The 20,656-nt window shown below is 51.2% G+C and carries 21 protein-coding genes and 1 tRNA gene; 10 read left to right on the top strand and 12 right to left on the bottom strand.

Annotated elements, in window-relative coordinates; translation table 11 throughout:
- Window positions 1-8 precede the first annotated feature (8 nt).
- The 6 genes from WC813_01825 to WC813_01800 all read right to left on the bottom strand — a co-directional run bounded on the left by WC813_01825 (window position 9) and on the right by WC813_01800 (window position 6,655).
- Window positions 9-836 carry a hypothetical protein gene (locus WC813_01825; protein ID MFA5946738.1) on the bottom strand — a complete coding sequence of 276 codons (828 nt, stop codon included), beginning with the start codon at window positions 834-836 and terminating at the stop codon, window positions 9-11.
- A 74-nt stretch (window positions 837-910) separates the two neighbouring features.
- On the bottom strand, window positions 911-2,686 hold the full coding sequence (locus WC813_01820; GenBank protein MFA5946737.1) for an alanine--tRNA ligase: 1,776 nt from the start codon (window positions 2,684-2,686) through the stop codon (window positions 911-913).
- Window positions 2,687-2,769: 83 nt separating this feature from the next.
- Window positions 2,770-2,952: a hypothetical protein gene (locus WC813_01815; protein MFA5946736.1), complete on the bottom strand. Its 183-nt coding sequence runs from the start codon at window positions 2,950-2,952 to the stop codon at window positions 2,770-2,772.
- A gap of 36 nt (window positions 2,953-2,988) precedes the next feature.
- Entirely contained in the window at window positions 2,989-4,611 is a 1,623-nt protein-coding gene (gene murJ, locus WC813_01810) for a murein biosynthesis integral membrane protein MurJ (protein MFA5946735.1), read from the bottom strand.
- A complete protein-coding gene (locus WC813_01805) occupies window positions 4,608-5,888 on the bottom strand; it encodes a PKD domain-containing protein (GenBank protein ID MFA5946734.1) in 1,281 nt (426 codons plus the stop codon). Before WC813_01805 ends, murJ begins: the two co-directional genes overlap by 4 nt.
- A 41-nt stretch (window positions 5,889-5,929) precedes the next feature.
- Window positions 5,930-6,655: a glycosyltransferase gene (locus WC813_01800; GenBank protein ID MFA5946733.1), complete on the bottom strand. Its 726-nt coding sequence runs from the start codon at window positions 6,653-6,655 to the stop codon at window positions 5,930-5,932.
- Between the two features lie 519 nt (window positions 6,656-7,174).
- On the opposite strand from WC813_01800, the gene WC813_01795 reads away from it, so the two are divergent.
- The 4 genes from WC813_01795 (at window position 7,175) to rlmD (ending at window position 9,355) form a co-directional block, all read left to right on the top strand.
- The gene (locus tag WC813_01795) at window positions 7,175-7,603 is read left to right on the top strand and encodes a TrmH family RNA methyltransferase (GenBank protein ID MFA5946732.1); all 429 of its coding nucleotides are present in this window, start codon (window positions 7,175-7,177) and stop codon (window positions 7,601-7,603) included.
- A tRNA-Arg gene (locus WC813_01790) sits at window positions 7,594-7,670 on the top strand. Before WC813_01795 ends, WC813_01790 begins: the two co-directional genes overlap by 10 nt.
- 137 nt (window positions 7,671-7,807) lie before the next feature.
- On the top strand, window positions 7,808-8,101 hold the full coding sequence (locus tag WC813_01785) for a hypothetical protein (GenBank protein MFA5946731.1): 294 nt from the start codon (window positions 7,808-7,810) through the stop codon (window positions 8,099-8,101).
- 114 nt (window positions 8,102-8,215) lie between these two features.
- Window positions 8,216-9,355 carry a 23S rRNA (uracil(1939)-C(5))-methyltransferase RlmD gene (gene rlmD, locus WC813_01780; GenBank protein ID MFA5946730.1) on the top strand — a complete coding sequence of 380 codons (1,140 nt, stop codon included), beginning with the start codon at window positions 8,216-8,218 and terminating at the stop codon, window positions 9,353-9,355.
- A 510-nt stretch (window positions 9,356-9,865) separates the two neighbouring features.
- Here rlmD and uppS read toward each other — a convergent pair.
- Window positions 9,866-10,648: a polyprenyl diphosphate synthase gene (gene uppS / locus WC813_01775; GenBank protein ID MFA5946729.1), complete on the bottom strand. Its 783-nt coding sequence runs from the start codon at window positions 10,646-10,648 to the stop codon at window positions 9,866-9,868.
- 76 nt (window positions 10,649-10,724) lie between these two features.
- Complete coding sequence (locus WC813_01770; protein ID MFA5946728.1) at window positions 10,725-11,543, bottom strand: hypothetical protein; 819 nt, start codon at window positions 11,541-11,543, stop codon at window positions 10,725-10,727.
- A gap of 97 nt (window positions 11,544-11,640) precedes the next feature.
- Between WC813_01770 and era the strand changes: the two genes are divergently transcribed.
- Window positions 11,641-12,492, top strand: a complete 852-nt coding sequence (gene era, locus WC813_01765; GenBank protein MFA5946727.1) for a GTPase Era — start codon at window positions 11,641-11,643, stop codon at window positions 12,490-12,492.
- A gap of 33 nt (window positions 12,493-12,525) precedes the next feature.
- Here era and WC813_01760 read toward each other — a convergent pair whose 3' ends face one another.
- Together WC813_01760 and WC813_01755 are read right to left on the bottom strand one after the other, a co-directional pair.
- Entirely contained in the window at window positions 12,526-13,425 is a 900-nt protein-coding gene (locus tag WC813_01760; GenBank protein MFA5946726.1) for a hypothetical protein, read from the bottom strand.
- Window position 13,426: 1 nt separating this feature from the next.
- Window positions 13,427-13,690 (bottom strand): thioredoxin family protein, encoded by a 264-nt coding sequence (locus tag WC813_01755; protein ID MFA5946725.1) that lies wholly within the window; start codon window positions 13,688-13,690, stop codon window positions 13,427-13,429.
- 77 nt (window positions 13,691-13,767) lie between these two features.
- Here WC813_01755 and WC813_01750 point away from each other — a divergent pair, with 77 nt between their 5' ends.
- Complete coding sequence (locus WC813_01750; GenBank protein MFA5946724.1) at window positions 13,768-14,286, top strand: hypothetical protein; 519 nt, start codon at window positions 13,768-13,770, stop codon at window positions 14,284-14,286.
- A 4-nt stretch (window positions 14,287-14,290) separates the two neighbouring features.
- On the opposite strand, the gene WC813_01745 is transcribed toward WC813_01750, so the two are convergent.
- Window positions 14,291-15,634 (bottom strand): MBL fold metallo-hydrolase, encoded by a 1,344-nt coding sequence (locus tag WC813_01745; protein ID MFA5946723.1) that lies wholly within the window; start codon window positions 15,632-15,634, stop codon window positions 14,291-14,293.
- 3 nt (window positions 15,635-15,637) lie between these two features.
- Entirely contained in the window at window positions 15,638-15,868 is a 231-nt protein-coding gene (locus WC813_01740) for a hypothetical protein (GenBank protein MFA5946722.1), read from the bottom strand.
- A gap of 80 nt (window positions 15,869-15,948) precedes the next feature.
- Between WC813_01740 and WC813_01735 the strand changes: the two genes are divergently transcribed.
- Genes WC813_01735 through WC813_01720 form a run of 4 tightly spaced genes read left to right on the top strand, consistent with a single transcriptional unit; the run spans window position 15,949 to window position 20,655 of the window.
- The gene (locus WC813_01735; protein ID MFA5946721.1) at window positions 15,949-17,679 is read left to right on the top strand and encodes an efflux RND transporter periplasmic adaptor subunit; all 1,731 of its coding nucleotides are present in this window, start codon (window positions 15,949-15,951) and stop codon (window positions 17,677-17,679) included.
- A gap of 2 nt (window positions 17,680-17,681) precedes the next feature.
- A complete protein-coding gene (locus WC813_01730) occupies window positions 17,682-18,344 on the top strand; it encodes an ABC transporter ATP-binding protein (GenBank protein ID MFA5946720.1) in 663 nt (220 codons plus the stop codon).
- A complete protein-coding gene (locus WC813_01725; GenBank protein MFA5946719.1) occupies window positions 18,341-19,570 on the top strand; it encodes an ABC transporter permease in 1,230 nt (409 codons plus the stop codon). Before WC813_01730 ends, WC813_01725 begins: the two co-directional genes overlap by 4 nt.
- Window positions 19,571-19,605: 35 nt before the next feature.
- A complete protein-coding gene (locus WC813_01720) occupies window positions 19,606-20,655 on the top strand; it encodes a hypothetical protein (GenBank protein MFA5946718.1) in 1,050 nt (349 codons plus the stop codon).
- The last annotated feature ends 1 nt before the right edge of the window (window position 20,656 follow it).

Below are 20,656 nucleotides of genomic sequence, written 5' to 3'. Positions count from 1 at the left end.
AACCCTACTCAACGCCCCCCGGTCGGTCCGCCGCCACAAAGCGCCGAAGAGAGGTCGTTGGCTGGAGCGACGCCGACATTTCCATTTTTATTTATGAAAAGTGTCCAATAATTGGTCGGACACCATTTGTTTGTCTCCGTCAGTTCACCCTGGCCAATAAAACTACGAGTCGCCATATCGAACACCCATCTAATGCCCTTTTCATGCTCGGCGTCTCCAAGAGCTGCGATGACGATGACCTGCGTGCCGTCTTTTGAAAACTTAGCATCGAACTGCGTGTACTTCTGATCCGGCAGTGAATAATCGCTAGTGATGTTTACGTTGTCGGTGCTCACTATACGTAATGACGTGATTGGGCCAATATCCTGAAAGAATTCCGCCAAATATTTTTCATTTGGTGAAATATCTAATCCCTGACGAATGCCTCCCTGGCCAAATGTTGAGTCGAGCAAACGATCAACCTTGCCCGTGCAAGTATTCACACGAATCATGTCATAAGTAACTGGATACAAAATGTATCCTCCGAGTCCATCTGGATTAAAATCTAGATACGCGTTATTCGAGTCGGGATTCACCTGATAAAAATTTCCCGGGTTAAATAAACCATCTGGAAAATCAACTTCAGCAACCTTCATGTTTTTTAGATAGATACCGAAATTATGTTCGTCAATTGGTTTCCATGACAAATCCTTGAAAGAACCCGCACATTCACTCGCCGGGACTACCACACGCGGAATCTGACTCGCCACGAGCAGCGACCCAAACGCGAGGCCCACAACGGATCCGAGCAGCATGCCGGGAATGAAGTGAACGAGAAAATGAGATTTGGATTCCATAATGAGGAAAGTATACATGAAACTAAAAGGGTCGACGCATAGGTCGACCCCGACATCGTGCTCGATGAAGCTAATTAGCCCAAGATCGCCTTGATACGTCTCACGCCCGAGGAGACGGCTTCTTCTTTCTGGATCTTGAAGCCACCAAGCTCACCGGTGTGTTGCACATGCGGACCGCCGCAAATTTCTTTTGAAAAATCACCGATTGTATAGACATTAATCTTCCCGCCGATATTCGCGTATTTGTCTTCGAACAAGCCGATCGCTCCAGATGCTTTAGCCTCCTCCACACTCAACTGCGCCGCAGTCACGGTCATGTCCTTCTTAATCTGCTCGTTGACGATAGCCTCAACCTTCGCTATCTCCTCCGGTGTCATCTTGGTGTTATGCGAAAAATCGAAACGCAAACGCTCAGCAGTAATATTGCTGCCGCGCTGTTCTACATGGTCGCCGAGAACGTTTCGAAGAGCCTGGTGAAGCAAATGCGTTGCGGTGTGGAGTCTCGTCGTCTCTACCGAGTGATCGGCAAGACCACCGGCGAATTTCTTCTCTGCTCCTTGTCGGGACAGGTCCTGGTGCTTCTTGAATTCAGCGGCGAAAGCCTCGCGATCAACCTCCTGTCCCTGCTCATGTGCAAGCTCGTGTGTTACTTCGAGTGGAAAACCGTACGACTGGTACAGATTAAACGCATCTTCGCCGGAAATAGCCTTGTTCTTCTCAAACATCTTCTGGAATTCGCGCAGTCCCTGGGCGAGTGTTTTCTCGAACTTCTTCGCTTCAGTCTCAACGCCAAGTACAATCACGTCGCGCTTCTCGACCAGCTTTGGATACGCTTCACCGAGTGAAGAAACAATTTCATCGACAATTGGCGCAATCAGTTTCTGTGTATCGATACCCAGCTTCTTGGCGTGACGAATCGCGCGACGAATTAATCGGCGGAGAATATAGCCCTGGTCCTTGTTGCTCGGTTCAACACCGTCCATGAACATGATTGAGGCAGCGCGAAGATGATCTGCAATAATTCTCATCGACTTCATCGTCTCTGGCGCAGCGGCATATTCAAAACCAGACAGTTCTTCGAGTTTCTTGAGCACGCTTGAAAACAGTTCGGTCTCGTACACGTTCGAGCGGTGCTGCAGCGCAACGATCGTCCGTTCCATGCCCATTCCCGTGTCTACACTCCCGTTCTCGAGTGGCAACAATGTGCCGTCTTCCTGCTTGTTAAACTGCATGAACACGTTATTCCAAATCTCCATCCATTCTTTGGAATGCGTGCCTTTGTTGCCGGTCGGCTCGCCCTTCCCTACCCAATAAAAAATCTCTGTGTCCGGACCGCATGGGCCAGTCTTCCCTGCCGGTCCCCACCAGTTATCTTCTTTGCCGAGTTTGGCGATTCTTTCCGGTGAAACTCCTAGACGAATCCAATGATCATAGGCTTCTTGATCAAATGGCGTATTCGCGTCTCCCTCGAAAACAGTAAACGACAAGTGCGAGAGCGGAATATTCAGCCATTCGGAATTCGTCAAAAACTCGAAGCTCCACTCGATAGACTCCTTCTTAAAATAATCGCCGAGCGACCAGTTTCCCAACATTGTAAAAAATGTTAGATGAGTGTCATCGCCCACATCATCAATATCGCCAGTGCGGATACAACGCTGATAGTCGACGAGTCTCTTTCCCGCTGGATGCGGCTCGCCCAAAAGATACGGCACTAAGGGGTGCATGCCTGCAGTCGTAAAAAGCACCGTTGGGTCATTTTCCGGAACAACAGACGCCGAGGGGATTTCCACGTGGTTCTTTGATTTGAAGAACTCAACGTACTTCTTTCTGAGGTCATTCGCAGTGATCATAGATGGGAAAAGGGTAACGTATTTGCGAAACTTTCGCAATAAAAGAAGCCGCCCGAGGTGCCGGACGGCTGGACGAGAACTGATCACTGTTTTTCTTTCGGCGTAACCAACCAGAAAATGCCGGCGACCACGACGAACAGGACTACGCCGACGCCGAGTGCCCGGAGAAAATTCGCGGGGTCTCCATTTTTGCCCGACAATTCGTCGTGCATGTTGTACGGAGCATCAGGAAACGCGTGAGCCAAGGACACGAAAAAAAGCAACACAAGCACCTCCGGGCGTGAGGGTAACAAAACATTTGACTATGTACCAGCTGAAGTCACGTCTCCCACTTCAGCCGGCTGGGCGGCCTTCAGGAATTTCTTTTGTAGGCCGGCAGTAATACTGCGTAGCTCGGGACTCTTGAAAAAGTAAGCAGCTAAGAGATAAACACCAAGACCGACTACGCTCGCCACTGAAAACTGCAAAAAGACGTTAGCAAAAGTATCAAGCGTAATATATTTCACCACGCCGTACTTAGCTCCTTGAGTCGCAAATGCTGAGAGGATGCCGGCCAACGAAAATACAAAGACCGAGTACAAAATTTTCTTTTCATCCAGTCCGCCAATTTTATGATGGAGAAACACCCAAAGAAAAGCGGCCTGAATCATGGCTGAGCCAGAAAAAGCAATAGCTAGACCAAAAGTGCCGTAAGCCTGTGACAACGGCACAGCCGTGCCAACCGCTAAGAGACCGCCAAGCAAGGCGAAAATAAACGGCGTCATGGTGTCCTCTAGGGCGTAATAAACTCGGACCAGAATAAAGTTGGCTGCCTGAGCAAAGAAACTGAGCGCGAAGATCGCCAACGTATCAGCAATAGAAATAGTCGCCGGCCAATCAAGTCCGTCAGCTCCATAAACTACGCGAACAATCTGGGCACGGAGTAACAAAAACAAAACAGTCGCCGGGATCATGAAGAACATTACCTGACGCATAGTCAGCGAAAACGTAGCGCGTAAACCGGCCAAATCTTTGGCCGCAGCCCGCTCGCAAAAGGTTGGATAGGCAGCGATAGCGTAGGAAACGGCGACAATACCAATCGGAACAAAGTTCAAGGTGTACGCCAAGTTCAGATCTCGCACCGCTCCAGCTGCAATATAAGTCGCGAGAATACTCATGAGCAAAAACTCGATCTGATTAACTGCTAAACCGAGCACGCGAGGCAGAGTCTGTTTAGCGGTTAATAGGAAGTCCGGATCTTTAAGATGCAGATATGGCTGATACCTATAGCCAACAGAAATTGCCCCAATCAACTGAACCAGCATGTGGAGACACGAACCGAGGACCACGCCCCAAGCCAAACCAATCGGACCGACCACCGGGACGATGAACAGCGCACCCAAGATAATACCGGCGTTATAGACAATTGGCGCAAAGGCGGGCAAAAAGAATCGTTTAGTGCCTTGAAGAATCGAACCAAAAACAATTGAAGCGGCAAAGAATAACTGACCCAAGAAAATAATCCGCGTCATCTCCGCCACCGCCATCTGTTTTTCTACAGTAAACCCAGGAGCCAAGAGCGGAGCCAAAGCCGGTGCGCCAAGGATAGCCACAGCCGAAATAACCGCGAACAATAAAACTACGGCATGCAAAACATTGTTCGCGTACTTCCAGGCCCGAGTCTTATCGTCTCCCGCCCAGGCTCTAGTGAAGACCGGAATAAAACTAGCTGAGACAGCGCCAACTACCAGTAATTGAAAAAATAAATCCGGTAAGCGGAACGACTGGTAATAAACGTCCAAGACGTTCCCGGATTGTCCGTTGAACGCACCAATAAGCACCCGGTCGCGGACTAAGCCAGCGATCCGTGATAAAAGCGACATCGCTCCCACAATAAAAGCTGCGGAAGCGACGGTAGATGAGGCACTAAACAATTTCCGGATCATAGAGACTGTCTGCGGAGCCGGTAGATGTAGATAGTGAGCGCGAGCAATAGCAAGAGGAGAAGCGACAATACCAGATCAACCAATGGATTACCAAGATGGAAGAATGAAATACTGATTACCTGCGAATCCGTGAACATTTTCCCGTCATCCGTAGCGACCGCAAGCGTCACTTTATAATCGCCTGCTCTAGGAAAAGTGTGCGTAACTTTACTGTTCACACTAGTTGAACCGTCGCCGAAGTCCCACCCAAAAGCACCCGCTACTTCACCTTGTGGTTTAGCATCAAATTCATACGTCCGCCAATCAATTTGCCGAAAGCTGAAACGGGCCTCGGGCGACAGTTTCAAATCTCCTAGGGTCAACATGGTCGGTGACTCGCTCGCGCTTTCGTTAGCCGAGGCGCCCGATGCATCGGCAAGAGCGAGATCCGTTCCTCCATTATCCGGCGTGCTGGATTCTACGGGTTCTGCCCCACCTAATGAATCGGCATCACCGGCAACCTGAGGATCTGGAGATTCATCTGTCGCACTTGCGATAACCGGTGCGGGTTTTGTCGGCGCTACTGGCGCTGTAGGGGTCGACACCCCCGTCGATCCACTTGAACCACCAGTTGGTGCCTGCGCAACCACGACTGGCTGTGGGTTAGTAGAACGATTCGGATCAAGCGGGAAGGCGTCACTGCCGTCTGGCGAGCCATCACCGTCTGTGTCGGCATTAGTGGGCGAAGTGCCGTTGGCGATTTCTGTAGTGTCTGAGACACCATCATTATCGTCATCGCTGTCACAGGCGTTCCCCGCTCCGTCATGGTCAGTATCAAGCTGATCAGCATTGGCGGCGTTTAGACAATTATCAATACCGTCAGCAATTCCATCGCGGTCGCCGTCAATTACCGGCGTATAGAGCGACGTCATGGCCTCATCATTAGCAGCCACTACGTCGCCTGGATCTTGGCCTTGAATACGCGCCAAAATATTGAAGGCAGTTTGCGGAACCGTAAAGTCCACATACACATCATCCCCGTTGCCTCCAGCCACTACCGAAACCACCTGGCTCGTGCCGACTAAGGTTGGACCTTGATAAAAGAACACCTGAGCCATGGTGTCTACCTCGCCTTCATTCTTAATCGTGGCGTAAACCCGGATATGATCACCGGCGTACAGCGTTGGTTGCGAGAAACGGATGCTGGACGCTTTGATTGAAAGGTCAGGCGTAGCCGCTAAAGCCGAGTACGGCAAAAGCGTCAGACACGCGACGACAAGCGAAAGAAAATATCGCATAGTGGTGTATTTTCTTTATTGTAGCACGATTTCGTCCGTCTTTACTCCCCCTTACCCATTCCCTTCTTGTAGCCAAATTCGTACTTAAACCAATTGGTTCTAATCGGCCCCAAAAAAATAATATGCAGTTCAGCCAACAAGTATTTAACAACAATCGTCAGACCGCCATCTCGCGCCAGCCGGCGGTTAGTCACGCCAATTTTTACGCCGTTAATCACGCCAAAGGGCATAATCTTGTGCGCTCGTTTACCGTAATGGTTATCCTCGCAGAATAACACGGTTGGATCAAACCCGTTGATCGCTTCATGAACGCTCCTACGAACTAAAATACATCCGCCCATGGCGTGTGCATTCCAGCCGCCCCAGAAGCGTACGTAGGCGTTGTAAATTTTATGGCCAAGATGCTCGACCCACGATCCTTTCACGAGTTGGAGGTCGAATGTACCCACGCCCAGCTGTCGCTTTTCGAAATCCGCAATAGCTTTCGCAAAAAACTGAGGATCAGGCAAAACTATATCGGCGTCGATAAAAAAGATAAGATCACTCTTCGTGGCCTGCGCGCCCGCATTCCTTCCCGGCCCCGGGAGTCCGCCTTCAACTGCCCGCATCCCCGCTGCCTCCGCAATCTGCGTAGTCTGGTCAGTTGACCCAGCATCCGCGAGCACGACCTCGTTAGGTTGCAAAGTCTGTTTCTTCAAAGACTCAATCAACCGTGGCAAATACTCTTCCTCGTTCTTGGTTGGAATAACGACGACGAATGATGGCATATATGCCAGAAGGATAGCAAAAGGGGAAAAATCAATCAAAGAACCAAGAACCAAACAAAAAAAGAGCCAGGCACAGGCCAAGCTCCTAACGTAAAACTCAAGGCATCTAGACAGCGACAGAATCGCCTAACGTTACCGCTCGGGTCTCGGCGCACCCCAACGCGTAGGACCACATGTCACGTATCTGCGTAGGACGCGGGTCATTCACATGAGAAGTACGGAAACGTATCAGCGGAGCGTCGATCAGACGACCATCCCTCTGCTTGCGAATGCAGATCTCGATGCATCGTTGCGGCATGTTGACTGGATCAAGCACTGTCATAACGAGGCGATGCTCTGCATCAATATCGGCCAACACTTGGCGCCGCTCTCCATACGTCCACCACCTCAACTCTTTGAACCGAGGCAAGAGCACCTCGAGCACACCGTCTGGCGACAAACGTTCGAACAACATGCAATCTCCTGGGTGACCGGCGAAGACTAGCAAAAAGTTCCTTCTTTGGCTAGAATGGCGGAACTGTGATCGTGATTGCCCACAATATTCGTTCGCTCCATAACATCGGCTCTATTTTTCGGAATGCGGCGGCTTTTGGGGTTGAGAAACTTTATTTAACGGGGTTTACGGAGAAGCCACCAAGAAAAGAAATCGCCAAAGTAGCACTCGGCGCAGAACAGCTCGTCGCTTGGGAATCGGGCGATATTATTGAGGTCATTGCTTCGCTCAAGAAAAACGGCTATCGTGTCCTCGGTTTAGAGACGGGCGGAGAAGCTATTGAATCGCTCGAATCCAGCAAGATTGCTCTCGTCCTCGGCAACGAGGTAGAGGGAATCGACGCTGAGACTCAAGGACTCCTCAACGGACTCGTTACGATCCCAATGGCCAAGAAACAATCATTAAACGTTTCTGTCGCCTCCGGTGTCGCTATGTACATCATTTCGCGCTTGTAGCTCAGCTGGATAGAGCACTTCCCTCCGAAGGAAGGGGTCAGACGTTCGAATCGTCTCAAGCGCACCACAAGAATCCGACTAAATAGTCGGTTTTTTGTTATCTATTCTCTTTTTTCCTATTTTGTCATATGCTCAACCTGGCCTTAAAGGAGGGCTGCCATGAGTGGGTCAATACCACCCGTTCCGCCGGATTCCCCGGCAGACATGGAAACACCGAAGAGCCTCTGCTCCCTGATCCAGGCAGGACGTATTACCTGGGATGACATAGTCGAGCTGCATGATTACGGCACGGTCAAGCACGCACCGTCCGAAACCAGAACCCCGGAAGAGCAACAGCTCGCCCGGGAGCTGCACGACACCCTTGCGGCCAATCACGGCCGTGAGCTCCAATTCGAGAGCGTGGTCAACGCCCTCTTCACCCATCTCTTCGACCGTTCACTGTCCCTGTTACCGGTTCCGTTCGCGGAAACCATCAAACAGGCCAGGAAAGCGGCGTAGGAGACATGCTCCAGCATGCCACGTTACCCTCGCGTCCGCGGCGCTTCGGCCCCGCGGACGTCTCCATTTTATTGACTTCAGTCTATTTTTTCCGTACAGTTCGCGCAAATTTATATGCAATGTCCTAATCCCGAACGCTGCGGCTCCTGCGGCTGGTCACACATCCCGTACGAGAAACAGCTCAAACAAAAACTTGCCGACATCAATGGCTCGTTTGCCATTAAGAAGCTCGATCTCAAAGTCGAAGAAATCGCCGCCTCCCCCGTCACCCATCATTACCGCAACCGAATGGACTTTGTTATCGACTGGCAAGGCAACGTAGGCCTGCGCGAAAAGGGCAAATGGTGGAGCGTCATCGACAATCACCCCTGCTTCATTGCCGATCAAAAAATCGAAGACGCGTTCTTCATCTCCCGCGACTGGGCCAAGAAGTGCGGCCTTTCTTTCTACGACCGCAAAGCCAATGTAGGCTTCTTGCGTTACGCAGTAATCCGCTCAACAACGCTCGGCGAGACCATGATCATCATCGTCACGAGCGCGCCTAAGGACGCAGACGAGGAAGCTGCGGCAAAGAAAGCCCTCGAAGAACTCGCCGCTACATCGAAAGCAACCACCGTCGTGTGGTCGATCAATCACACCATCAGTGATGTCTCTTTCGGCGACGAGCTCAGAACCATCTCTGGTCCTGGAATGATCGAGGAATCCATCGCCGGCTACCGCTTCCGCATTTCCCCAAACGCCTTCTTCCAGACAAACCCCCAGGGCGCGGCTCAGCTCCTTGATACGGTTCGCGAGTTCGCCACGAATGGCGCCGTCGGCACAACCAAGAAGACCCTCATGGACTTGTATTGTGGCACCGGCTTCTTCGCCGTCGCTCTCGCCGCCTCATTCAAGCGCACGCTTGGCGTTGAGATGGTTAAAGAGGCAATTGTCGACGCTAAAGTAAACGCCGAGCTCAATAACGCGAGCATCGAGTTCCATGACGTAAAAACCGAAGACTTCGACTGGATGAAAACCGGCGCGGATGTAGTTATCCTCGACCCGCCCCGCGGAGGTATGGTCGACAAAGTTCTCCAAGACGTTATCGCAGCCAAGCCAGAAACAATCGTCTACGTCTCTTGTAACTACAAGAACTTTGCCCGTGAAATGGTAATCCTCGAAAAATACTACGATGTCGAGGCCATGAGAGCTATCGACATGTTCCCCCACACGCCGCATGTGGAGCTTGTCACCAAGCTGGTGCGTAAAGCGTAAAGTATTAAAGAGTAAAGAAAACACCCCGGAAGAAATTCCGGGGTTTTGGTTTAAAATAAATAAAATGCCCCCCTGCAAGAGCATTTCGTGATTCTCATCCAACTTCACCTCCGTGAAGTATCAGCACTACCGGACTGATTGATTGCGCTTCCTAGGAAAGACGCTTGTGGACCAAAGGCAGAATTGCCAGGTCTACGGGTAGTTTGTATGTTGGATGGATACGATTTGCGTTTGAATGCAAGGGGGCTATGACGCGGGCGCCTAATCGCTCGGTGGTGGTGACTCAATGCCGTATTAGGTTATCGGCATCTATCCCTGACGCGTGAGTTACACGTTCACTGCCCGAGGGCAATTGATCGGCATTTCAGCCTTTGGGCTCCTAATGGTTACCAGATTGACCGGCTCTTTAGCCTCGAGGCCTAACTGGTCGCCAATTTAACTAACCTTTTTACTATAACACAAAAACCACCTTCCGTCAAGCCCGGAAGGCGGTTTTATTGCTAATATTGGCTATTTTCCAAACCGTCTCTGTCTCGCCTGGAACGATCGTAATGCACGCAAAAAGTCGATTCGTCTAAAGGCTGGCCAGTTTACGTCCAGGAAGTAGTATTCGCTATAGGCTGCCTGCCAGAGCAGGAAACCGGATAACCGAACCTCACCGGAAGTACGAATAATGAAATCGGGGTCAGGAACATCGCCGGAATAGAGATGCGTCGAGAGTGATTCCTCGGTTAGTCCACAGATAGCGTCATGAAGCGACTTCCCCGACTTCTCGGCTGTCGACAAATAGGCTTTCGCGGCGTCGACGATTTCTTCACGGCCACCGTAACCGAGCGCGAGCTGGACGAGCATGCCTTTTCGGTCTGCAGTCGACGCTTCAAGTTTGGCGAGTGCTTCGCGGACGTCAACTGGCATTTGGTCGACTCGGCCAATAACTTTTACGCGGATGTCGTTCTTTTTAAAATCTTCGTCCACGCGCATGGCATTGGCCTGCTCGACAATTAGATCCATGAGCACCTTGATTTCTCCGGGATCCCTAGAAAAATTCTGTGTGCTAAAACCCCAAACAGTCACTACTGGAATTTTAAATTCAATACACCAAGAAAAAAGTTCTTTCACCTTCCTGGCGCCATACTTATGTCCTTCCGTAACGGGCAGACCAAGTGTCTTCGCGTACCGGCGGTTGCCGTCGAGAATCACGCCAAGATGCTTTGGCGCAGGACCAACGAGCAATCTCTTGGCGAGACGCTTTTCGTAAATAAGATACAAGATATATTTGAGAATTTTTTTCATAGAAGAAGGCCCGGCGGTTTTATCCACCAGGCCCTTCAATGGGTCGACGCATGGGTCGACCCCAACACCGAAAATATTAGGAACGCATCGCCGTTTCCATCACGCTAGCGCGGGAGACGGACAACTTGCGGTAGGCCAAAGCGTAGGAGAGAAAACCACCGATCATGACCAAGACTACCCAAACAAACAAAGCCACGCCGAGGACAAAGGCCAAGAGACCCATGAACAGTGCACCGAGCGTCGCCATCTTAATCGCGGCCAAAAGTCCCGTCAGCATGAAACCGATCACGAAAATTTCGTAGGCTGGGAGAATAACGATGTAAGCAATCAAACCAATAGCCGAAGAGAGCAAGGCGATACTCAAGAGATCACCGTTCGTCATTGCCCAGCTAGCTTTCAGTGCCTGCACTGGACCAACGTCCTTCTTATCAACGATCACGAACAAGGCAAAGGTACAGCCAAGAGCGATCATGATACCTGGAACAATCAACACGAAAGTGCCGACGATAACAGCGACCAAGTACAAAACGTAAGCAGCAATAAGTGTGCCGACCATGGTCCCGTCAATCGCAAAGATCTCTTTGAGAGACAGCTTCTTGCCGTCAACCACCGCAAGCGAGAGACGAACAGCGCCTACGCCAACTGCGAGCATGAAAAGTGCCATCACCACGGCGCACACAATGGCCGCTAGTGCGAAACCTACGCCCTTAAGCAACCCAGCACCAACCGTAATCAGGATCATCGAACCAACGCCAACCACGATTTCACCAGCCACGACGGCCAGTACAAACTTCACAAACTGGCCCCAAGTCTTAGTTGCGAGCTCAATACCCTGAATAGCGAGCTGGCCCGGTGAAAGTGACTCGGCCTGTTTCCAAGTGAAATTCATGTCCATAGGAATCATTAAAGATTTGCTAGAGTTTACTACATATTTAGGACAATCGCAACCAAAGTTGTACAAAACTAAGTTATTCTGTACTATCATCACTTCTATGAAATCTGGATTTGTCGCTATCATTGGCCGTTCTAACGTGGGTAAATCCACGCTTTTAAACGCGCTCGTCGGTTCTAAGGTGGCTATCACTACCCCAAAGCCGCAAACCACCCGCCAGCCTATTCAAGGCGTTATCACCTCGCCGCTCGGCCAGGCTGTACTTGTAGATACCCCGGGCATCATGCAGAAAGCCGGCGATCCGCTGACCAAACGTCTCTTGCAGTACGCCAAAGATTCGCTCAAAGAAGTTGACGCTATTCTTTACGTCGTTGATCCTACCCGCGCCATTGGCGACGAAGAAAAGGCTTCGTTCAAATTGATCGAACATTCCACACAGCCGAAACTTTTGGTCATTAACAAGATCGACGACAAAGACGCGCGTCGGTATATAGATTACTACAGAGACCTCGCCACCAAGTTTGACGCCTACGCGGAAGTTTCCGCGAAGAACGGCACAGACATGGACATGGTGACGCGCTGGATTTTTGCTCAGCTGCGCGAGGGCGAACTCATGTACCCGGAATTCCAAGTGACAAACCAGAGCAACGAATCATGGCTGGCTGAAATTATCCGCGAAAAATTGTTCTTGCGTCTGCGCGAAGAAGTTCCCTACACCACCCATGTGGAGGTTGAGGAGATCGATAAACGCAAGGACGGCACCATGTACGTCAAAGCTGTTATTTACACGACTGCCGAACGCTACAAACGCATGATCATCGGCGCCGGCGGCCGAGGTATCAAAGAAATCGGTCAGTCAACTCGCCGCGAACTTGAAGCCGTGACCAACACCAAATACTTCCTAGATCTGACAGTTGATGTCAACCCGGATTGGCTGAAAAAGCTTACCTAATAAAAAATCTCCCAATAACGGGAGATTTTTTATTTATTCGGTGTTACCAAGCTCTGCTCGTTGCATGGAGACACTCTTCACCGAATACCCAAGTTCGTCCTTCAGTTCGTTCAGCGAGGTGAAGAGGCTCGGTCCAAGAGCCCAAGGAAGAATCGAGACCTTAAGAATCACCGGATTATCTGCGTTGGCCAGAATGGTGTAGTTCGCAAAAGCGTTCGCGGCTTCAATGGTTCTCACTCGAACATCCTCACCGTTCACCTTTAAGGTGTAGCTCCCCCAGTCGCCCTTGGCAGAAAGTTTAGTAAAATCTTTATTTGAGGTGGGCGTGGCCGCAATCTTCCCTTGTAGTCTATCGAGCGCCGACTTTGCCGACTCCGTAAAGTCGAGTGCGTCCTTGAGGGTCGAATCAAACAAACCAAGCTGTACATGTGACGAACGAGTGGCAAGCAATTCCGCATACTGCTGGTTAGACAGCCAAATCACACTATTGCCCATGTGCGAAACGTCATACTCGCCCTCTGGCCAATACGAAGGCAAAAGCAGGCGTTCGGCGTTAGCCAGGGAATCTGTCCGCACCACCCCCTTAAGCGTCACATTCTCATACACCGGTTCAGGAATGACAGCGTCTTCCCCAACCGGCGCGTGAGTCATGGCGTAATCACGGGCAGTTTTACTAGCAGCCGTCTCCTGCTTCACGTCCATAGTCCAAGACAAAACCGCGTACCGAGTTGACTGATGCTCTTCAACGGTCACGTTCTTAAGAATAGTTTCCCCCAGGCCAAAAGAAAAAGCGCTTTGCGAAATCTCAAAACCATCGCCCACCATAAAATCCAACTCCTCGGCGGACATTTCTGGTGCTTGTTCGCCAAATGGCAAATTAACACAGCCTGCGCCGAGCAACATGACCAAGGTTGAGGCGGCTAACCAACGCATATTATTTCTTACCAGTCGCCCAGGCTAGCAGTCTTTCTTTATTGGCCGAACCACAAATAAAATCATCAGTCTCGCTGTTATAGAAGAACGGCACTCCCCCACAGCGACCATTATCTACCGCTTCTAGCTTTTTTAGATTTTCTTCATTGTTCCAAACTTCGAGCTTCTCAACTTGTACGCCGAGTTCTTTTTCTACTTCTTCCACAAGCGGCTTCATGGTGATGCAATGCGGACAGGTGTCACCGTAGTATTCAAAGAGAGCCATAATAAGTTCAGATAATCGTAAGGAAATATTACCACGCTTAGACTTCCCACGGGTAGCTTGATACGATATTAAGCATTATGAAGTCTCGAATTTTAGCTATCATCGTTATCCTCGGGAGTTTCGGTCTTCTGACGTATCTAAGACTAAACGAGCCAAAACAGCCCTCAGCCTATCAAATCGGCGGCTCAGAGACTGTCCGCCGAGGTGAAGATTTAAAGACTGCCGCTTCTGGTTTTAAGGCCTATAATATTGGCGCTACCAGGATTTCGCTCGCGGAAAATACTACGCTCACACTTGAAGACACGTCCACAAATACGCCAAAACTCGCCATGCGCGAGGGTCGCGTTATCACAACCGGCCCGGTCGATATCTCCGTTCGCGACACCACCGTGCATGCTACCGGAACCATGAGTTTTATCTTTTACTCTTGGCTCGATAAACTTGATGTAGTCGATATCACGAACAAGGCGGCGTATTCCGTCGACACTCTCCACAATGTTACAACTCCTGAACTTTATAACTTCAACCCCTCAGCCTCGTCTGCACGCACCTTTTACGAATGGGCGCTCAGTTCAAATAACACTCAACCCAAATAACGGCCTACAATTCAAACACCTCGTTCAAGCGAGGAATGAGTATCTCGGCAGACATGGTCTGACCGAGGTACTTTTTAAATTCTTCTTTGGTGTGCATTTCCCCGTGCACTAAAAATACCTTTTCAATATGTCCGGCTTTGGCATGCAGCCAACGCGCGAGCTTCGCTCTATCGCCGTGCGCCGAGAAAGACTCAATATTCCCCACCTCAGCCTGTACAGTAATCTCCTCGCCAAAAATTTTAACAGTTGGCACGCGCTCCTGGATTCGTCGCCCGAGCGTGCCCGGCGCCTGGAAACCGACGACGAGCAAACCGGACTTCGGGTCAGGCAAATAGCGAATAAGATGATGCAGTACTCGCCCACCGGTCATCATGCCGTTCCCAGCAATAATAATCTTCGGCCGGTGATCCTCGTTGATCGCCTTTGAAGCGTCCGTATGAAGCGTCTCGTGCAGGCCAGGAAACGCAAAGAAATCGTGGCCGGCAATCGCGGGATGGTCAAGCAACAGATAATCTTTATAGTGTCGATAAATCTCCGTGGCGCGGATGGCGAGCGGACTATCAAGATAAATGGGAACCTTTGGGATCTCCCCATTCGTAATGAGCTGGTCGAGTTCGTACAAAAGCTCCTGGGTACGCTCGACAGAAAACGCGGGAACGATCAGCGTTCCATGCCGGCCAATAACTTTTTTTACAAAGTCCTTCAAATGTCCCGCCCGCATCCGCGTCGGTTCATGGTCGCGGTCGCCGTACGTGGCCTCGCACACAACATAATTCGCCGAGTGGAGCATTTCCGTTTCGCCCAAAATTGGCGTGTCATCGTTGCCGATATCTCCCGAGAATACTACCTTCTTTCCTTCACACTCGACCGAAATAAAAGACGAACCAAGGATATGTCCAGCGTCATGGAACATAACGGATATTCCAGGCGCCGGTTCAAAGGCCGTGTGATAATTTACACCCGCTATTTGTAACATCGCCTTATCCTTATCTGCTTTCTCGTACGGCACTGGATCACCACATCTTTTAGCATTTTCGCCCATGATCTTGAGCGAATCCTCCAGAATAATATCCGTCAACGCTTTAGTTGGCGCCGTCATGTAGATCGGTCCCTGATAACCGAGCTTGGTCAACTCTGGTAATCGGCCAGTATGGTCAAAGTGTGCATGAGTCACCAGGACCGCGGTCAGCTTGGTCACGTCAAAACTAAACGGGTCAATACTGCGCATCACGCACATACGCTCCCCCTGCTTCATGCCGCAGTCGATCAAAATCCTAGCCTCACCAGACTCCAATAAAAAACATGAGCCCGTCACTTCTTCGGTCGCCCCGTGAAATGACAAGCGCATATTTTATCCCTGTTCCTCAAGACGCTTCAGATACTCAGCAAACCGAGCCTTGAGCACATCCGCGTGCGCGTCCAAATTCTGGTCGTCATGCAGCTCGCCAATACTCCTGTGCTCTTCAATAACGCTATCCACCAGGTCAAAATACGCCGTCTCTTCATTCACCGCTTGCTCAACCCCGGCCGCAACCACTTCTTCAAACAATTCTTCTACCGAAAACGTCAGATTCTCAACCATACGAGCTCAATTAATTCGATGAACAAATTGTATCACGGGGACTTGCAAAGATAGGCAAAGACGCGTAACGTCCGCCAGTTATGAAATACCCTCTTTCCCGCAGAACCACCCTCATTATCGCCGTCATTTTAGCGGCCGTGCTTATCATTAGCTTCTTGGCGAGCCAGGGCCAAGCCAAAGAAATCTACCTAACGGACACTGTTAAACGTGCGGATATCAGTAAAACGGTAGACATTACCGGCTCGCTCTACCCTCTTACTCATGCTGATCTGAGCTTCCAGTCTAACGGAAACATTACGTCCGTAAACGTAAAGGTTGGCGATTTCATCCGCCAAGGCCAAGTCCTCGCAACACTCTCGGCCGCCGACCTTGCGGGAGACGCCCGCCGGGCCCAGGCCGATCTTGATCGAGAACGTGCCGGCTCCCGTGAAGAAGATATTAGCGCGGCCTATAGTGATGTGCTTAGTGCCGAGTCCGCAGCCCGGTTTGCCAACAACTCGATTAGTCTCATTAAGGCGTTAAACGACTCCTCAATCACCATGGCCGAAGACACGCTTGAGAAAGCGACGGACGAGGCAGCCCAAACCGCCCAGGATGATGCGCGCGCGCTTTTTGATGCCGAGAACGCAGGACTCGCCGCTGTCCGTACGGGTCTTTCTAAAGCCGACGAATTGCTCGGTTTAGAAAATCTCCTCTTTGGAAACGAATTCGAACGCGAACTTGGCGCACTCAATCCGGCTACGGTTCAGCGTGCTAAAGATTTCTTTGCGTTTGCCCGCACGGACAGAGACCTGGCTGAAGCGGCATTCCTTGCCGGCGACGCAAACGCCGTAGCGATCACCCGCCGAGCACTCGAAGAAACCGGCAGTACGCTGCTCTTTACTCGCCAAATGCTAGACGCGACCAGTGCTGATTCCGTCGATCTTTCACTCACCGATCTCATCGCCTACAAGGCTGGAATTGATTCTGCTCGATCGAACGTTGAGTCTGCACGCGTCAGTCTCACGAGAGCTATCGACAATAAAACAAACAACGCGCTCAGCGCCGTTCATAGCGTCCGCACCGCTGAACTCAACCTTGAAAATGCACAGCGCACCGCTGAACAAGAAAACACCAAGGCAATTGCGGACGCCACAAGCGCACAAGCAGCCCTGCAGAAAGCACACGCCACATACAACAAACTCATCGCCGGTCCGCGAGCCGTCGATCTTGCTCCCTATGAAGCCAGTGTAGATGCTGCCTGGGCGCGCTACGCAAAATCAACCATCATCTCCCCGCTCGATGGCCAGGTGGGCAAGATTAATCTTCGTGTTGGCGAGGCTGCAGAACCCGGCCGCGCCGTGATCAGCGTTTCTCCAAGCAAACCCGCATTCGAGGTTATCGTCGACGTTTCCGAAAGTGATGTCACGCACGTAGCCCTCGGCGACTCCGCAACTATTACCTTTGACGCTTTTGGCGCAGACGTGGAGTTCACCGGCTTACTGACGTCCCTTGATCTTTCAGAAAAGATAATTGAAGGCGTGGTGTTCTATGAAGCGCGCGTAGCGGTGACCGAGGGGCCGCGCCTGGCCGAACTCAGAAGCGGTATGTCCGCAGACGTCACGGTCGCAACAGACTTGCACACCAACTCACTCTCTGTCCCTACCCGCGCCGTCCTGGAAAAAGACGGAAAGAAAATCGTCCGCGTGCTCGTGAATGAAGCCCTCGTTGAAAAAGAAGTCACCATCGGCCTCCGCGCAGACGGCGGCGTTACGGAAATTCTCACCGGTTTGACTGAAGGTGAGACGATTGTGATTTCAATCAAGAAATAATTGTGCTTATTGAACTCAAAAACCTTGCCAAAGAGTACGTAAACGGCGACGTCACTACTCCTGTACTTCACGGCATCAACCTCGCCATTGACGCTGGTGATTTTGTAGCTCTCATGGGACCGTCCGGCTCCGGCAAGTCGACCCTCATGCACATCCTCGGATTCCTCGACAAACCGCTCAGCGGCGACTATTTGTTCAATGGTAAAAATGTAGCGGGTTTCTCCCAAGATGAACTCGCACAAATGCGCCGCAACGAAGTGGGTTTTGTCTTTCAAGCGTTTCACCTGCTTCCAAAGGCAACCGTGCTGGAAAACGTCATGCTCCCCCTCACCTATAAAGGAACCGCGGGACCCGAGCGGAAGCGATTGGCCGAAGAAGCCTTGAAATCCGTCGGCCTGGGCGACCGACTGGATCATTTGCCAAACCAAATTTCTGGCGGCCAGCGCCAGCGCGTAGCCATTGCACGAGCGCTCGTTAATGATCCGAAGGTGATTTTCGCGGACGAACCAACCGGCAACCTAGACTCTAAATCCAGCGAACAAGTCATGGATATCTTAAAACGCTTGAACGCCGAAGGCCGAACCATCGTCATGGTCACGCACGAGCCGGACATCGCTGCCCACGCTAAACGTATTGTCCGCTTGAAGGACGGAAAAATCGTATGATGTTTCATGACCTCACCGTTTCAGCCGTCACTTCTCTCGTGCAAAACAAATCACGATCAATCTTGACCGTGCTTGGCATTGTTATCGGTATCGCTGCTGTGATTTTGATGCTCTCGATCGGCCAGGGAGCGCAGGCGCTTATTTTGAACCAAATTGCAGACTTGGGCAGTGACCAAATTTTTGTGGAATCCGGCTCCAGCGAACAGACAAGCGGCCCGCCGTCACCGTTTACGGAACAAGTGTTGACGCTCGATGACGTCTACGCCCTCCGTAAAGGACCGTTTGCTTTTGTGTCCGCGCAACTCATCAGCTCGAGCACCGTGAAGAGCGCGGACGCCAACGTCATTGCCCAGATCACCGGCGTGGACGAATACCAGCTTGATGTCTTTCCGGCAGAAGTTGCCATTGGCCGTTACATCGACACCTCTGATGTGGAAGACTACGCGAAAGTGGCCGTACTCGGCTCAGACGCCGCCACGAACCTCTTTGGCGATAATGATCCCATTGGCAAAAAGATTACCGTAAAAAATTCAACCCTCCGAGTGATCGGAGTACTCGCAGCGCAAGGCTCGCGCTTCTTCCAGAATGTCGATAGCTACATCCATGTGCCGGTTACCACTGCGCAGCGCGACGTCCTCGGTATTGATCACATCACCTACATCGCTGCAAAAGCCGTGGGCGATATTGACGACGCCAAAGAAGAAGCGCGCCTCATCTTGCGCGATGAGCATGACCTTGTGAACCCAAACGGCGAGCTGTCCAAAGACGACTTCTCTGTTTCAACGCAAGGCGACGCCGTGGCCGTTATTGGCGTGGTCGGCACTGCGCTGACACTCCTTCTTGCCTCCATCGCGGCCATCTCGCTTATCGTTGGCGGTATTGGTATCATGAACATCATGCTTGTCTCCGTGACCGAACGAACGAAAGAAATTGGCCTCAGAAAAGCGATCGGCGCCACAGAAAAAGAAATTTTGCGCCAGTTCTTACTCGAAGCCGTCTTTCTCACCTCGTTCGGCGGCGTGCTTGGCATCATCATCGGCGTCGGTTCCGCTGCACTCATCGCCCTTGGCCTCTCACAGGCTGTCGAAGGCTGGAAATTGGTCATCCCGCCATCCGCCATCGTCGCCTCCGTCCTCGTCTCCGGAGCCGTCGGCATCATCTTCGGCTACTACCCCGCCAGACGTGCAGCAAAGCTTGATCCAATTGAAGCTCTTCGCTACGAATAAGATGCTATACTTTTGGCAATAGTAACTATTTTTTTATGAAGGAGTCAGCACGAGTCTCGTATACGCTTCTTATAGCTGCCGTGGCCGTCTTGGCTGGCTCGCTTGGCACCGTGGCTCTCATGAGTCTACAAACCCCAGCCCCTTCACCGGCAACTATCAAGGTAACTACACCGCCAACCTTATCGCTCCCGTCACCGACAAAACCGACGACAACCCCAACCACGCCCGTCACTCCCCCAGCCGAGCCAGTTATCTCCGGCACGCCTGTGAGCACGTACGCACAAGGAATTTCTATCCTGGACTACACAGGAAGATCCCCATCGAGTGTTGCGTCGCTCGATGAATACCGCTACATCCTTGAAAAAACCGTCAGCGAGTATTGGCTGAAAACCTACTCGTCCACGCGCGTCGGGGCTTCTGGCGTTGTGGATCTTGACCTTGATCACTGGGTAGAGCAGCTTCCTCAAGTTTCTATCCCCGCCTCCCTCACAACCTGGCCGACGGTAACAACCACGCCATGGACCTCAGGACATTTTTCCATTGAATTCTCCAAAGCCAAAGGGTCAGGCACATTTGATTTCGGCAATTCTATAAATGTTCGGTATATTGGCGGGTACGTAGCGGGAATCGACACAAAGAACGGCATACCGTGGACGGCCGTCGTATGTCCTGCAAATACCGCTGAAGACGTGACCTTCATGGCGAACATGTTTGTCCATGCCTACCCACAAGCACTCACCGACAAGGGTATCTGTTCGCATATCACCTCAATGGATGTCCCAAGCAAGAATTACGCAGGAGTAAAAGCCTACACGCTCAATACCCCCTTTGCTTATTTTGACGGCGGTGACGGCTGGATGGGTGGAGAAGGCGGTATCTATCGTCCAACCATCGTCATGAAGTCCGCGAAAAAAGAAGAAATGATTGAGGCTGCGCAGCAGGGCCATTTCTCCATGGTTGAAATGTATCTCCGAACAACGGGTAAGGACAAAGTCTCCGTCCTCACCCCCGCAGCCGACCTCATCGTCTCCCTCATGGGCGATCTCAAAGTCGACGGCTGGTGCGGTTATGATAATTGCTACTAAT

It is taken from the genome of Patescibacteria group bacterium (genome assembly GCA_041659765.1).
Lineage (GTDB): Bacteria > Patescibacteriota > Patescibacteriia > UBA9934 > UBA9934 > JAGORL01.
This window is presented reverse-complemented; position numbering and strand designations above follow the sequence as displayed.